Origin of the sequence: Cedecea lapagei (assembly GCF_900635955.1) — a bacterium.
Classification (GTDB): domain Bacteria; phylum Pseudomonadota; class Gammaproteobacteria; order Enterobacterales; family Enterobacteriaceae; genus Cedecea; species Cedecea lapagei.
In genome coordinates, this window is the sequence record NZ_LR134201.1 from 1,454,790 (window position 1) to 1,469,166 (window position 14,377).

A 14,377-nucleotide genomic window follows, 5' to 3' on the forward strand; every position below is an offset into this window, starting at 1 on the left:
GACATGCGAAAGATAACCGGGGCACTTCTGCTAAGCCCGCTGCTGATTGCCACCTCCTGCCCGGCGGCCAGCTGGTCGCTGGGTGCGCAGGGCGGGCTCTATCAAACGCCTTATCAAACTCGCCATCAGCTGCGGTGGGCGCTGCCTTATGTCGGCTACGACGGTAAAACCTGGTATCTTGACGGCACAGAAGCCGGCTATAACTTTATCAATACCGATACGCTGCTGCTGCGCGCGAAACTCTATTACTACGACACCCTGTACCGTGCGGATACCGGGCAAACGCCAGCGCTGCGAGGCCTGAGCAACCGCAACAGCACAATGATGGGCGGAATGACGATGCAGTACACCACGCCGGTGGGGGCATTTAGCGCGACGCTAGCGGGCGACACGCTGGGCGTCAGCAACGGCGTGACCGCTAATTCGGCCTGGATTGCAATGGCGCAATGGGGCGATTTCACGCTGGTTCCGGAAGCAGGAATGGATTTCTCTAATGCGCAAAATACGCGTTACTACTATGGCATCTCTGAGAAAGAGTCGGTAAAAACGGGCCTGGCAGCATGGCGCCCGCAAAGCAGCATTGTGCCTTATGCGCAGCTTGCAATGAACTATGCCTGGACGCCGCTGTGGAATACCTGGGCGCAGTTCACCCAGCGCTTCTACCCGAGCACTATCAGCGACAGCCCAATGGTGAATAAGAATAACCTGCGAGAATTAACGGTGGGGATGAGTTATACGTTTTAGGCGTTCTCACCCCTCACCCCATGGGGGCGAGGGAGAAAACAAGGATAGAGAGATTTTTTATTCCCTCTCCCTTGTGGGGAGAGGGTTAGTGTGAGGGGCAAAAATTAAACCACCGATCCCCACAGATCGTACTCATCCGCATTCTCAACCTTCACCCGGACCACGTCGCCTGGCTTCAGCTTCGTTTCACCGTTCAGATAAACCGCGCCGTCGATTTCAGGCGCGTCAGCCATGCTGCGGCCGATGGCGCCTTCTTCGTCTACTTCATCAACCATCACCAGAATCTCGCGGCCTACTTTCTCCTGCAGGCGCTCGGCAGAGATCTTCTGCTGCAGCTGCATAAAGCGGTTCCAGCGCTCTTCTTTCACTTCTTCCGGCACCTGGTCCGGCAGCTCGTTGGCTGTTGCGCCGTCAACCGGGCTGTACTTGAAGCAGCCAACGCGATCCAGACGCGCTTCCTTGAGGAAGTCGAGCAGCATCTCGAAGTCTTCTTCGGTTTCACCCGGGAAGCCGACAATAAAGGTCGAACGCAGGGTCAAATCCGGGCAGATTTCACGCCACTGCTTGATGCGCTGCAGCTGGCGATCCGCAGAGCCAGGACGCTTCATCAGCTTCAGAATGCGCGGACTGGCGTGCTGTAGCGGGATGTCCAGGTACGGCAGGATTTTGCCTTCCGCCATCAGCGGGATCACATCGTCAACGTGCGGGTACGGGTAAACGTAGTGCAGACGAGTCCAGACGCCCAGCTTAGCGAGCTGCTCGCACAGGCTAACCATGCTGGTTTTGACCGGTGCGCCGTTCCAGAAACCGGTGCGGTGCTTCACGTCCACGCCGTAGGCAGAAGTATCCTGGGAGATGACTAACAGCTCTTTCACGCCGGCTTCTACCAGACGTTTTGCTTCAGCCAGGACGTCACCGATGGGACGGCTGTCCAGATCGCCACGCATCGACGGGATAATGCAGAAGGTGCAGCGATGGTTACAGCCTTCGGAAATTTTAAGATAAGCGTAGTGGCGCGGCGTGAGCTTTACGCCCTGTTCCGGGACAAGGCTCAGGAACGGGTTGTGCTGAGGTTTTGGCACGTAGTGGTGAACATGCTCCAGAACCTGCTCGTAGCTGTGAGGGCCAGTGATTTCCAGCACCTTCGGATGCACTTCACGGATCTGATCCACTTTGGCACCCAGGCAGCCGGTAACAATCACCTTACCGTTTTCGTTCAGCGCTTCACCGATGGCTTCCAGTGATTCCTGCACGGCGCTGTCGATAAAGCCGCAGGTGTTGACGATAACCATGTCGGCGTCGTCATAGCTTGGCACCACGTCATAACCTTCGGTGCGCAGTTCAGTCAGGATGCGTTCGGAGTCCACGAGGTTTTTCGGGCAGCCGAGGGAGACAAACCCGATACGGGGCTGTTGGGTCACATTGCTCATAGCTTAAAAATTGTTCGATTATTAGAAGGATTAGGGCAGGGATTCTACAGAGGTTGATCGGGAATTTGTACTGGAGAATTGTGATTTGCTTTTTGTGCTCTTCCTGCCTCCGCCGACAGCGATCCCTTTAGCCATCAGCATTGCGTGAAAGTAATTCAGCTCTAAGCGCCATTTTCTCACTCCGATTTATCTCATTGCAGATTTTAATCCCTCCTTAAATCAACTACCTGGGCATACCACTAAAATTGGTAGGTTTTGCGATAAGGATCGTTTTTATTTGATTGATAGATAAAAACGATCAATTATCAGTAAGTTACGAAAAGTAAGGGAATATGATGAACATGCACCATTGGGCGCTGCCGATCTCGACGTTAGATGGGCAACTTTTAGGGGTTGAACTGGAAACCCGCGTTGAAGTTAATGGCTGCCGTCTGTTGATGACGCATGGAATGAAAGAGTCTGTTTTTAGCCACCCGCTTCGGGAGGCGCAAACGAGCTGGCTGAAAAAAAAAGCGGCCTGGTTTACCGACAATAATCTTTTCTGCGTGATAAAAGCTGAACCGGGCAGCCTTGAATACTCCGCGCCGTTTATAAAATATTTCAGCAGCAATAGCGATGAGCATGCGTCGTCAGAATTCTGGGTAGATGAAATGGGCGCCCGAAGCAGCAGCCCTCTGTCGCTGTTTGCCGAAGGCTGCGAAGTGGTTCGCTTCAATAAAGCTTTTACCGAACAGAATATTGACCGAATTATTTTCCCGGTTCTGCTCGATAACGTGCGGCGTCATTGCGATAAGATTATCGTGCCGGTGTATCAGCGCCAGTACCATACGATGCTAAAGAAAGCTGGCGTCTGGGCGGTGCAGGGGCAGTGCAGACCGGTACATTTCAGCCACTGCGAGCTGTTACTTTCTCGCTAAACAGCATTAAACAGGAAAGAAAGAAGCCACGGTTTTTGTTCTGTTGACCATACTTTAGCTGTGGGTTACCCGATAGCTCACGAGGAGGATGGCACTATGTCCAAACGTACGCTGAAACACGATCTGCTGCAAAAGCTGCAGATTTCGAAGGGAGAAATAGCCACTTACCTGGCGATGAGAAAGGCTAAGGGATATATGTCGGTTAGCGAAAGCGAGCAGCTTCGCGCTAACTTACTTGCGCTATGCCATCGGTGTCACGACGCAGCATTTATGCTGCAGGCGAGCCTGATGGAGGATGAAAAGGATAATTTTCGCCATGCCGTGGAGGCGTGCTCATCGGTCGCGGTATGTCTGATGAGCGGGCGTAAAGATTGCCCGCAATACATCTCGGTGGACGCGGTGAAGCTTGAAGCCGGCCTGAAGCAACTCACTCAGGGCCTGAATGCCCTGGCAGCACGCGGGCAGGCCCTCGAAGCCTGACCGACCAATCGCGGGGAGCCCTTTATGCTCCCCGTTCTTAATGTTGTGTAAAAGCGATCGTTCGATTTTCCCCGGCGGCTACCCTTAACGGACAGGTAAATTCAGGAGATCGCCATGACGCCGTTCCCGTCCCGCCCGCTTATCGCCGCTACGCTGCTTTTCTCTTCCACTTTTGCTCTTGCCGCAGAAACTAAAGTCGACGTCCTGCAAACCAACCTGCCTCATCCCTGGGCGCTGGACTTTTTGCCCGATAACCAGGGCATGCTGATTACTCTGCGCGGCGGGGAGCTTCATCGCTGGCAGCAGGGCGAAGGATTATCGGAGCCGATTAGCGGCGTACCTGTGGTCTGGGCTCACGGGCAGGGTGGTTTGCTTGACGTTGTGCTGGCGCCGGATTTCGCCAGCAGCCGCCGCGTCTGGCTTAGCTTTTCCGAAGGCGGCAGCGGCAATAAAGCGGGTACCGCCGTGGGATATGGCACGCTGAGCCAGGACATGAAGCGGCTGGAAAACTTTAAGGTGGTATTCCGCCAGACGCCAAAGCTCTCCACCGGCAACCATTTCGGCGGGCGTATGGCGTTTGACGATAAAGGCCACCTTTTTATCGCCCTCGGGGAAAACAACGAGCGTGCTACCGCGCAGGATCTCGATAAGCTGCAGGGGAAAGTGGTCCGCCTTAATGCGGACGGTACCGTGCCGCAGGACAACCCGTTTGTCGGCAAACAGGGCGTGCGGCCTGAAATCTGGTCCTACGGTCACCGTAACCCTCAGGGATTAGCCATCAATCCGGTTAACGGCGAGCTCTGGTTAAACGAGCACGGACCAAGGGGCGGAGATGAAATCAACATCCCGCAGGCGGGTAAAAACTACGGCTGGCCGCTTGCCACCTGGGGCGTTAACTACAGCGGACTTAAGATCCCGGAAGCAAAAGGCGGAGAAGTCGAGGGCACGGAACAGCCGGCTCATTACTGGAAAGTCTCCCCGGCGATAAGCGGCATGGCGTTTTATCAGTCCGGGACGTTCCCGCAGTGGAAAGGCAAGCTGTTTATCGGCGCGCTTAAAGAAAAGAATCTGATAGAGCTGACGCTCAGCGGCGATAAGGTAACAAACGAGCAGCGGCTGCTGGGCGATCGTAAAAAGCGCATCCGCGATGTGCGCGTCGGCCCGGACGGCTATCTCTATGTCCTGACCGACGAATCTGACGGAGAGCTGCTAAAGCTAAGCCCGTCAGCTTAATGGGATCATAATGACTTTCTGGAATGCCGGGCGCTGGGTCAATTGCTGGTACCAGCGCTGGAGGTTAGGCACCGCATCCCAGGGAATATCGAGGTTCAGCAGGCTGTAAATTTGCGGGCCAAAGGCAATGTCGCCGGTGCCGAACTCTTCTCCACCGAGCCACGGTTGTTTTGCCAGTTCGGCATCGGCGATGGCAAACAGCTTGTTGCAGGCAACGACACCGCGCTCAATTTGCTCCTGGCTCCGCTGTTCTTCCGGCAGGCGTACCAGATTGAAGAAGACGTCGCGGTATGGGCCGGACACCGCCGTCGCCGACCAGTCCATCCATTTCTCCCCTTTGGCACGCTCCGCAGGGGAGTTTACCCACAGCGAATCACGGCCATACTCTGCGGCCAGGTAGCGCACGATCGTATTGGATTCCCAAAGCGTCAGTTCATGGGCATCATCATGAATACACGGCACCAGCCCATTCGGGTTCATCGCCAGATACTCTGCGTCGTGCGTCAGGCCAAATTTCCCCCCGGCCGGTACTGAGCGGTACGGCAGCTGCAGCTCTTCCAGACACCACAGGACTTTTTTAACATTAGTGGAATTATCTCTGCCCCAAACGGTAATCATGATGGTTCCTTTTTTTGCAGGTAGGGGTTGAGTATCGCCTGTTCGGCTCGTAAAAACACCACGGTATCTCAACCAAAGTTAAAAAAATTAACCTGACGGCGGCAACTCGCCCAGTTATCGAATAAACTTAACAAACTTTACCAACTCTATGTTTCTTTAAGTGGATTCGTGGGTTATTACTCACATCCTGACATTAGGGTGGCGGTGCGCGCCGTGAATTTTTTTAAGAATGGATACTCAGGTGGTTTTATGAAGAGCTTGCAAATGCCTGCAACACTACGTGGTTTAGTCGCAGGGACAACCCTGCTGCTGATAGCGGCTCCTGCGCTGAGCGCTGAGCAGACCGCAGATGCTCCCCAGGTCGATGCAAAAGCCTGGATTTTGATGGATTACGCCAGTGGTAAAGTGCTGGCGGAGGGGAATGCCGACGACAAGCTCGATCCGGCAAGCCTGACCAAGCTGATGACCAGCTACGTGGTAGGGCAGGCGTTAAAAGCAGGTAAAATTCACCTGACGGACATGGTCACCGTCGGGAAGGATGCCTGGGCCACCGGCAACCCGGTGCTGCGCGGTTCTTCGCTGATGTTCCTGAAGCCGGGCGACAAAGTCTCGGTGGAAGACCTGAATAAAGGCGTTATCATTCAGTCCGGGAACGACGCCAGCATCGCCATTGCCGACTACGTGGCGGGTAGCCAGGATTCGTTCGTCAGCCTGATGAACAACTACGCACAGAAGCTCAACCTTACTAATACCACCTTTAAAACCGTGCACGGCCTCGATGCGCCGGGCCAGTTCAGTACTGCCCGAGACATGGCCCTGCTCGGGCGTGCGCTGGTTCATGACGTGCCGGACGAGTATGCAGTTCACAAAGAGAAAGAGTTCACCTTCAACAATATCAAGCAGCCAAACCGTAACCGCCTGCTGTGGAGCTCTAACCTTAACGTTGACGGGATGAAAACCGGCACGACCGAAGGAGCGGGCTATAACTTAGTCGCCTCGGCCACCTCCGGCGATATGCGCCTGATTTCCGTGGTGCTGGGGACAAAAACCGACCGCATCCGTTTTAACGAGAGTGAAAAGCTGCTGACCTGGGGCTTCCGCTTCTTCGAAACCGTGACGCCGATTAAGCCGGACGCCACTTTCGTGACTCAGCGAGTCTGGTTTGGCGATAAGAGCGAAGTTAATCTTGGCGCGGGTGAGGGCGGCTCGGTGACTATTCCTCGCGGTCAGCTGAAAAACCTGAAGGCCAGCTTTACCCTGAATGAGCCACAGCTTACCGCGCCGCTGAAAAAGGGCCAGGCCGTGGGCACCATCGACTTCCAGCTTAACGGTAAATCCATTGAGCAGCGTCCGCTGCTGGTGATGGAGCCGGTCGAAGAGGGCGGTTTCTTCAGCCGCATGTGGGACTTTGTGCTGATGAAGTTCCACAGCTGGTTCGGCAGCTGGTTCTCTTAAGGACTACCACTCCAGCAGCAGGTTTTCCGCCGCGGCAAAGTCTATAAACTCCGCGGCGGGCGCCCGGTTGCTGATAATCGTTTCAAACGCCGTCAGCGGCCCCATGCAGGCGGCGCGTACCTTGCCAAACTTGGTCTCATCCACCACCAGAATATTCCGCTGGGCCATGCTCAACGCCCAATGCTTTACCGGCAGCTCATCAAGATTGTAGCAGGTTGCGCCGTGACGCAGATGCACGCCTGCCGCCGATAAGAACGCAATATCCGGGCAGACATTCCCCAGACACTCCTGAAAGTTGATCGGCTTAAAAATCGCGTTGCTGGCGTGAAACTCGCCGCCGCTTAAAATTACCCGGCAGTTGGGCTTATCCTGCAGCGCCAGAAAGGTGTTGAGGGAATAGCACAGGCCGGTAAACGGCAGCTCATCGTCAAGGGCGTCGATAATGTAAGGCGTGGTCGTCCCGCAGTCGAAGAAGACGGTTTGATGCGGCTGAACGTGCTGTGCAGCAAGCCGCGCGGCGTGGCGCTTCTCTTCCACCTGACGCGTTTTTTCATCGCTCAGCAGATAGTGGCTCGCCCCGGCGCTGCGAGGCTCCAGCATCACATAGCCGCCCAGCAGAACGACCTGGCCCGGCTCGCCGTTAAGATCGCGGCGGATGGTCATTTCGGACACGCCGAGCAGCTGCGCGGCCTCTTTCAGATGAATTTTATCGCTGCGCTTCAGCGCCTGTAGCAGGCGGTTGATGCGCTCGTCACGGCGGGTTTCCATAGGCCTTTCTGCGTTTATCCCCTCGCCCCTGGAGGGAGAGGGGGGAGTTAAGTTAACGCATCTTACCTGCGGAAAAAAGCTTAGTCACGCACCCAGCCTTTGCGAATTGGCAGTGAGAAACAGAAGCGGTAAATCTGGTGCAGGCGCTGGTGGATTTGCTGCCCGCGCAGGTTCCAGACAATCTGCGACAGCAGGCAAGCGCTCATTCCGACCAGCAGACCGCCGAGCATATCCAGCGGCCAGTGTACGCCAAGGTAAACGCGTGACCAGGCAATGGCACAGCCGATAGCAAACAGCACAACGCCTGACCAGATACGGTGCCAGCACAGGAACGCCAGCGCAAAGGTGAAAATCACCGTGCCGTGGTCGCTCGGGAAGGAGTCGTCAGGGGCGTGGTGCAGGAAGTTGTAGCCAAGTCCGACCATGAAAGGTCGAGGATGCGGGAACAGCTGCCCGATAATCCATGAAAGCGCCACGCTAATCACCAGGGCCATCCCCGTTTTAATGACCACCTGACGCTGGGCGGACATCTGTTTGCGCTGGCCCCATAGCCAAAGCACGACGATCAGCAGTGGGACGATGCTGATCAGGTCTCTGGCGAAGAATATCGCCAGCTTAATTACCCACTCCGGCGACGACGGGGTGGCATTAATGAGCAAAAACAGATTCTGGTTGAGCGTTTCCATCATGACTTGTCCTGTACTTTAACTGACCAGGTGGAAATTGCGCCGTAAAGCGCCACCTGGGTTACCCATACCCACCAACCTGCCCACAGGTTGTGGCTGAAAAAAGTGCGCGCCGCGCATCACCTGGCCGTATCCCATCGCCAGGCCGAGAAAGACGCCGAAGCCGAGGAAGAACCACGCCAGGCGCGGGCGTTCACGGTAAAACATGAAAAATAGCGCCATCACGCCAAATCCGCTGGAGGCGTGGCCGCCGGGAAAACATCTTCCCGGTCCGCTGTCTGCCGGTGCGGTAGCGAACAGCGGGTAAGATGCCGCGTTGCCGCCATACTCCATAAGGCTCCACGGGCACGAGTGGTGGCTAAACCCTTTCAGGATGCCGACCGTTAGCGCTCCCAGCCCGATAAGCAGGGCGACCACGACCAGCCGCGGCTGACGACGCCAGAGCCCCCAAAGCAGCGCGATAACGCCGCCGGCAATCACCAAATCCTTCAGCAGGCGGTGGTTCAGCAGATCCAGCAGCCGATCGTTTTGCAGCGGAAAACTGCGGCTCACGGCATCAAACCAGTAGCCTGTCATCCAGCGGTCGAGCCCTTCATCCCGTGAAAGCCAGCTAAAAACGGCAGCCAGTATTATCAAGATGCAAAGCTGGAAAAGATAGAAGCGCGATGGCAGTCGGTAAAGCAGTTTTGTCTTATTTACCGTTGGTTTAGGAAAACTTGTCGTCATCTGAAGGGTGAATACCGTACTGGTCTTAATCTCATGCCCGCAGAATATTCATCGCAGATTAAGAAATCCTTAATAGAATTGAGGTATGATAGGCGCGCGTTTACACCCCGTGCTCTTTGTCAGTTTCTGACTACCGCTGGCACGGGCAATTGAATACACTCTGCGCGTTTCTTTATCTTCTGAGTTCCTAATGCAACATAATACGATAGCTAACAAATCGTTAGGCCGTCAGGCGCTGCTGTTCCCGCTCTGCCTGGTGCTCTACGAATTCTCAACTTATATCGGCAATGACATGATCCAGCCGGGGATGCTGGCCGTTGTGGACCAGTTCCAGGCGGGTGTGGAATGGGTGCCGACCTCAATGACGGCCTACCTGGCGGGCGGGATGTTCCTGCAGTGGCTGCTGGGGCCGCTGTCTGACCGTATTGGCCGCCGTCCGGTGATGCTGACCGGCGTAGTCTGGTTTATCGTTACCTGCCTTGCGACGCTGCTGGCGCAGGACATACAGCAATTCACTTTCCTGCGCTTCCTGCAGGGCGTCAGCCTGTGCTTTATCGGCGCGGTAGGTTACGCCGCCATTCAGGAGTCGTTCGAAGAGTCGGTTTGTATCAAAATAACGGCGCTGATGGCGAACGTTGCGCTGATAGCCCCTCTGCTGGGGCCTCTGGTGGGCGCAGCGTGGATACATGTTGCCCCCTGGGAAACGATGTTCGTCCTGTTTGCGCTGCTGGCCGCTGTCTCTTTCTTCGGCTTGCATAAGGCAATGCCGGAGACCGCGACGCGCCTCGGCGAGAAGCTGTCGCTGAAAGAGCTCGGGCGCGACTATAAGCTGGTGCTGAAAAACCTGCGTTTTGTCTCGGGTGCTCTGGCGACGGGGTTTGTGAGCCTGCCGCTGCTGGCGTGGATTGCCCAGTCGCCGGTGATTATCATCAGCGGGGAAAATCTCAGCACCTATGAATACGGCCTGCTGCAGGTGCCGATCTTCGGGGCGCTGATCCTCGGTAATCTGGTATTGGCCAAACTGACGTCCCGCCGTAGCGTGCGTAGCCTGATTATCATGGGCGGCTGGTGGATTGTGCCCGGCCTGATTGTGGCGGCTGTGGCAACGGTGGTTTCTTCCCACGCTTATCTGTGGATGACCGCGGGCCTGAGCCTTTATGCCTTTGGTATTGGCCTGGCTAACGCCGGCCTGGTGCGCCTGACGCTGTTTGCCAGCGAGATGAGCAAGGGCACGGTGTCAGCGGCGATGGGGATGCTGCAGATGCTGATCTTTACCGTTGGCATTGAGCTGAGCAAGCATGCTTACCAGTTTGGCGGCAACGGGCTGTTCAGCCTGTTTAACCTTGCAGGCGGGCTGGTATGGCTGGGGCTGATGGTGCTGTTCCTGAAAGATAAAACGGTAGGGCAGGCGAGAGACGCCTGATTTTACCCTCACCCTAACCCTCTCCCTAAAAGGGAGAGGGGATAAAAGAGGGTAATTCGACCGTTTTGCTTCCCCTCCCTAAAAGGGAGAGGGGCTTACTTAACCGCCATACCCGGCTGAGCACCGCTGTCCGGGCTCAGCAGGAAGATATCTTTCCCGCCAGGCCCTGCGGCCATCACCATCCCTTCAGAAACGCCAAAGCGCATCTTACGCGGGGCAAGGTTGGCCACCATTACGGTCAGGCGACCTTCCAGCTTAGACGGGTCCGGATAAGCGGTACGAATTCCGGAGAAGACGTTACGTTTTTCGCCGCCGAGATCCAGCGTCAGGCGCAGCAGCTTGTCGGAGCCTTCCACGAATTCCGCCTTCTCAATCAGCGCGATGCGCATATCCACCTTCGCGAAATCATCAAAGGTGATGGTCTCCTGGATCGGATCGTCCGCCAGCGGGCCGGTTACCGGCGTTGCATTCAGCGCCTTCACTTCTTCCTTAGACGCTTCCACCAGCGCTTCCACCTGTTTCATTTCAATACGGTTGTACAATGCCTTGAAGCTGTTCACTTTATGATTCAGCAGCGGCGTGGCGATGTTGTCCCAGCCAAGCTCGGTATTAAGGAACGCCTCTGTACGCTCGGTCAGCGACGGCAGAACCGGCTTCAGCCAGGTCATCAGCACGCGGAACATATTCAGGCCCATGGTGCAGATAGCCTGCAGATCGGCGTCGCGGCCTTCCTGCTTAGCCACAACCCACGGAGCCTGCTCGTCCACGTAGCGGTTGGCGATATCCGCCAGCGCCATGATCTCGCGAACCGCGCGACCAAATTCACGGCTGTTCCAGGCTTCACCGATGCTTTCTGCCGCATCGGTAAAGGTTTTGTACAGCTCCGCATCGGCAATCTCTGCCGCCAGCATGCCGTCAAAGCGTTTAGCAATAAAGCCGGCGTTGCGAGAGGCAAGGTTAACCACTTTGTTAACGATATCGCTGTTCACGCGCTGCACGAAGTCTTCCAGATTAAGGTCGATGTCGTCGATGCGGGAAGAGAGCTTCGCGGTGTAGTAGTAACGCAGGCTGTCGGCGTCAAAGTGGTTCAGCCAGGTGCTGGCTTTAATAAAGGTGCCGCGAGATTTCGACATCTTCGCGCCGTTTACCGTCACATAGCCGTGAACAAACAGGTTAGTCGGCTTACGGAAGTTGCTGCCTTCCAGCATGGCTGGCCAGAACAGGCTGTGGAAGTAAACGATGTCTTTGCCGATGAAGTGGTAGAGCTCTGCATCAGAGTCTTTCTTCCAGTATTCGTCGAAGCTGGTGGTGTCGCCGCGCTTGTCGCAGAGATTCTTAAAGGAGCCCATGTAACCGATCGGCGCATCCAGCCAGACGTAGAAGTATTTGCCCGGCGCGTTCGGAATTTCGAAGCCGAAGTAAGGCGCATCGCGGGAGATATCCCACTGCTGCAGACCGGACTCGAACCACTCCTGCATCTTGTTAGCAACCTGCTCCTGCAGCGCACCGCTGCGGGTCCATGCCTGCAGCATTTCGCTGAAGGACGGCAGGTCGAAGAAGAAGTGCTCGGAATCACGCATTTCAGGCGTCGCGCCAGATATCACGGATTTCGGATCGATAAGCTCGGTTGGGCTATAGGTTGAGCCGCACACTTCGCAGTTATCGCCGTACTGATCCGGGGCTTTACATTTCGGGCAGGTGCCTTTCACGAAACGGTCCGGCAGGAACATGCCTTTCTCCGGATCGTAGAGCTGAGAGATAGTGCGGTTCTTAATAAAACCGTTCTCTTTCAGGCGGCCATAAATCAGCTCCGACAGCTCGCGGTTCTCATCGCTGTGGGTGGAGTGGTAGTTGTCATAGCTGATGTTGAAACCTGCAAAATCAGTCTGATGCTCCTGACTCATTTCGGCAATCATCTGCTCAGGCGTGACGCCCAACTGCTGAGCTTTCAGCATGATTGGCGTGCCGTGTGCGTCGTCTGCGCAGATGAAGTTAACCTCGTTGCCGCGCATTCGTTGGTAACGGACCCAGACATCAGCCTGAATATGCTCCAGCATGTGACCGAGGTGGATTGAGCCGTTTGCGTACGGCAGGGCGCACGTTACCAATATTTTTTTCGCGGGTTGAGTCATAGTGGGGATTGCATCTTCTGATTTAAAAAAGGGGATTCGATATTACCGGATTGGTAAATATTTGGTAACCCCAAAGCCCGCAATAACCGCATATGAATAGGCAGCGTGGTTTCTGGTATGCTTAACGGATTGCAATGTCCGATAAAACATAAGGAGTCGGGATGAATTCGCAATCCCCGTCCAGCAAGTCCCCGGAGCAGCTACGTGCGATGGTCGCCGGGACCCTGGCCAATTTTCAGCACCCTACCTTGAAGCACAACCTCACTGCGCTGAAAGCGCTGCATCATGTGGCGATGCTCGACGATACTTTACACGTTGAGCTGCAGATGCCGTTTGCCTGGCAAAGTGGATTTGAGACGTTGAAAGAGACCTGCAGCTCTGATCTGCTGCGGATCACCGGCGCGAAAGCGGTGGACTGGAAACTAAGCCACCACATTGCCACCCTTAAACGTGTCAAAAACCAGCCCGGGATTAACGGCGTAAAAAATATTATTGCCGTCAGCTCCGGCAAAGGTGGGGTGGGGAAATCGACGACCGCGGTCAATATGGCGCTGGCGCTGGCCGCCGAAGGAGCCAAAGTCGGTATTCTCGATGCCGATATTTATGGTCCGTCGATCCCGACGATGCTGGGCGCTGAGCATGAACGCCCAACGTCCCCGGATGGCAAGCACATGGCGCCGATCGTCGCGCACGGCCTGGCGACCAATTCGATCGGTTACCTCGTCACCGACGAAAACGCTATGGTCTGGCGCGGCCCGATGGCCAGCAAGGCGCTGATGCAGATGCTGCAGGAGACCCTGTGGCCTGACCTGGATTATCTGGTCATCGATATGCCGCCGGGCACCGGCGATATCCAGCTGACGCTGGCGCAGAACATCCCGGTCACCGGGGCGATGGTGGTCACCACGCCGCAGGACATCGCGCTGATTGACGCCCGTAAAGGGATTGTGATGTTCGAAAAGGTTGAGGTGCCGGTGGTCGGTATTGTTGAGAATATGAGCATTCATATTTGCAGCAACTGCGGCCACCAGGAGCCTATCTTTGGCACGGGCGGCGCCGAGAAGCTGGCGCAGCAGTACCACACTACGCTGCTGGGCCAGCTGCCGCTGCATATTACGCTGCGTGAAGACCTGGATGCCGGTAAACCGACGGTCATTAACCGCCCGGAAAGCGACATTACCACGCTGTACCGTGAACTGGCGGGCCGCGTGGCGGCTCAGCTTTACTGGAACGGGGAAGTGATCCCAAGCGAGATCGCCTTCAGAGCGGTGTAAAGATTTAGCCGCGGCTCCGTTTCTTGTTTTCCCCCTCTCCCCCGGGAGAGGGCTACTTCAGCACAAAATGCATTAAATAATATTCGCCGTCCGGCCCGTCTCCCGGCGCCTCAATATGCCAGCCGTTACGCCGATAAAACTCAACCGCATGTTGATTTTTAGCCAGGCACTTTAGCGAGCCGGTGCCGGTAAATTCACTCTGAACTTTCTCTAGCAAGGCTTTTCCCGCCCCGGTTCCCTGGTATTCCGGACTGACAAACAGGTTATGCAAAAAATTGTCCTGAACCCAGACGGAAGCGAAGCCAACGCGATGACCGTTTTCTTCGGCCACCCAGATGCGCTCATCCTGCGTAGCACTGTCAAAGTCTTCGAGCTGCCATGCGCTGCCGTCGAGCCAGGGCCAGGCTGCGCGGCGAGAGTGAAGGTAGAGGGTACGTAAGAAGGGACGATCGGATTCTTGCCAAAGTCGGAGTATCAAATGGTTGCCTTTT

Annotated in this window: 13 protein-coding genes and 1 pseudogene; 7 read left to right on the forward strand and 7 right to left on the reverse strand. The window is 55.8% G+C overall.

The genetic code is table 11. The annotated features are described in order from the left end of the window. Positions 1-3 precede the first annotated feature (3 nt). Positions 4-744 (forward strand): MipA/OmpV family protein, encoded by a 741-nt coding sequence (locus EL098_RS07075; protein WP_126355591.1) that lies wholly within the window; start codon positions 4-6, stop codon positions 742-744. Positions 745-848: 104 nt separating this feature from the next. On the opposite strand, the gene rimO is transcribed toward EL098_RS07075, so the two are convergent. Continuing rightward, complete coding sequence (gene rimO / locus EL098_RS07080) at positions 849-2,174, reverse strand: 30S ribosomal protein S12 methylthiotransferase RimO (protein ID WP_038481148.1); 1,326 nt, start codon at positions 2,172-2,174, stop codon at positions 849-851. Between the two features lie 335 nt (positions 2,175-2,509). On the opposite strand from rimO, the gene EL098_RS07085 reads away from it, so the two are divergent. From EL098_RS07085 to EL098_RS07095, 3 genes are all read left to right on the forward strand, one after another. After that, the gene (locus tag EL098_RS07085) at positions 2,510-3,091 is read left to right on the forward strand and encodes a hypothetical protein (RefSeq protein WP_126355592.1); all 582 of its coding nucleotides are present in this window, start codon (positions 2,510-2,512) and stop codon (positions 3,089-3,091) included. Between the two features lie 96 nt (positions 3,092-3,187). Beyond that, a complete protein-coding gene (locus EL098_RS07090; protein WP_126355593.1) occupies positions 3,188-3,571 on the forward strand; it encodes a biofilm formation regulator BssR in 384 nt (127 codons plus the stop codon). Positions 3,572-3,685: 114 nt separating this feature from the next. Continuing rightward, positions 3,686-4,804: a PQQ-dependent sugar dehydrogenase gene (locus EL098_RS07095; protein WP_126355594.1), complete on the forward strand. Its 1,119-nt coding sequence runs from the start codon at positions 3,686-3,688 to the stop codon at positions 4,802-4,804. Here EL098_RS07095 and EL098_RS07100 read toward each other — a convergent pair. Next, positions 4,796-5,422 (reverse strand): glutathione S-transferase family protein, encoded by a 627-nt coding sequence (locus EL098_RS07100; protein WP_126355595.1) that lies wholly within the window; start codon positions 5,420-5,422, stop codon positions 4,796-4,798. The two genes, EL098_RS07095 and EL098_RS07100, sit on opposite strands and share 9 nt — an antisense overlap. Positions 5,423-5,671: 249 nt before the next feature. On the opposite strand from EL098_RS07100, the gene dacC reads away from it, so the two are divergent. After that, entirely contained in the window at positions 5,672-6,877 is a 1,206-nt protein-coding gene (gene dacC / locus EL098_RS07105) for a serine-type D-Ala-D-Ala carboxypeptidase (RefSeq protein WP_408609112.1), read from the forward strand. A 3-nt stretch (positions 6,878-6,880) separates the two neighbouring features. Here dacC and deoR read toward each other — a convergent pair whose 3' ends face one another. From deoR to EL098_RS07120, 3 genes and pseudogenes are all read right to left on the reverse strand, one after another. Then, positions 6,881-7,645: a DNA-binding transcriptional repressor DeoR gene (gene deoR, locus EL098_RS07110; protein ID WP_126355596.1), complete on the reverse strand. Its 765-nt coding sequence runs from the start codon at positions 7,643-7,645 to the stop codon at positions 6,881-6,883. An 80-nt stretch (positions 7,646-7,725) separates the two neighbouring features. After that, positions 7,726-8,334, reverse strand: coding sequence for an undecaprenyl-diphosphate phosphatase (gene ybjG, locus EL098_RS07115; RefSeq protein WP_126355597.1), 609 nt, complete (start codon positions 8,332-8,334; stop codon positions 7,726-7,728). Continuing rightward, positions 8,331-9,057 (reverse strand): annotated as a pseudogene (locus EL098_RS07120) (phosphatase PAP2 family protein). The gene ybjG and the pseudogene EL098_RS07120 overlap by 4 nt, the downstream one beginning before the upstream one ends. Positions 9,058-9,247: 190 nt before the next feature. Between EL098_RS07120 and EL098_RS07125 the strand changes: the two are divergent. Continuing rightward, the gene (locus EL098_RS07125; RefSeq protein ID WP_126355598.1) at positions 9,248-10,480 is read left to right on the forward strand and encodes an MFS transporter; all 1,233 of its coding nucleotides are present in this window, start codon (positions 9,248-9,250) and stop codon (positions 10,478-10,480) included. 95 nt (positions 10,481-10,575) lie between these two features. Here the strand turns inward: EL098_RS07125 and metG are convergent, their stop codons facing one another. Further along, the gene (metG, locus tag EL098_RS07130; protein WP_126355599.1) at positions 10,576-12,612 is read right to left on the reverse strand and encodes a methionine--tRNA ligase; all 2,037 of its coding nucleotides are present in this window, start codon (positions 12,610-12,612) and stop codon (positions 10,576-10,578) included. A gap of 161 nt (positions 12,613-12,773) precedes the next feature. Between metG and apbC the strand changes: the two genes are divergently transcribed. Then, positions 12,774-13,886, forward strand: coding sequence for an iron-sulfur cluster carrier protein ApbC (apbC, locus tag EL098_RS07135; RefSeq protein ID WP_126355600.1), 1,113 nt, complete (start codon positions 12,774-12,776; stop codon positions 13,884-13,886). Between the two features lie 52 nt (positions 13,887-13,938). On the opposite strand, the gene EL098_RS07140 is transcribed toward apbC, so the two are convergent. Next, positions 13,939-14,364, reverse strand: a complete 426-nt coding sequence (locus EL098_RS07140; protein WP_126355601.1) for a GNAT family N-acetyltransferase — start codon at positions 14,362-14,364, stop codon at positions 13,939-13,941. Between the last annotated feature and the right edge of the window lie 13 nt (positions 14,365-14,377).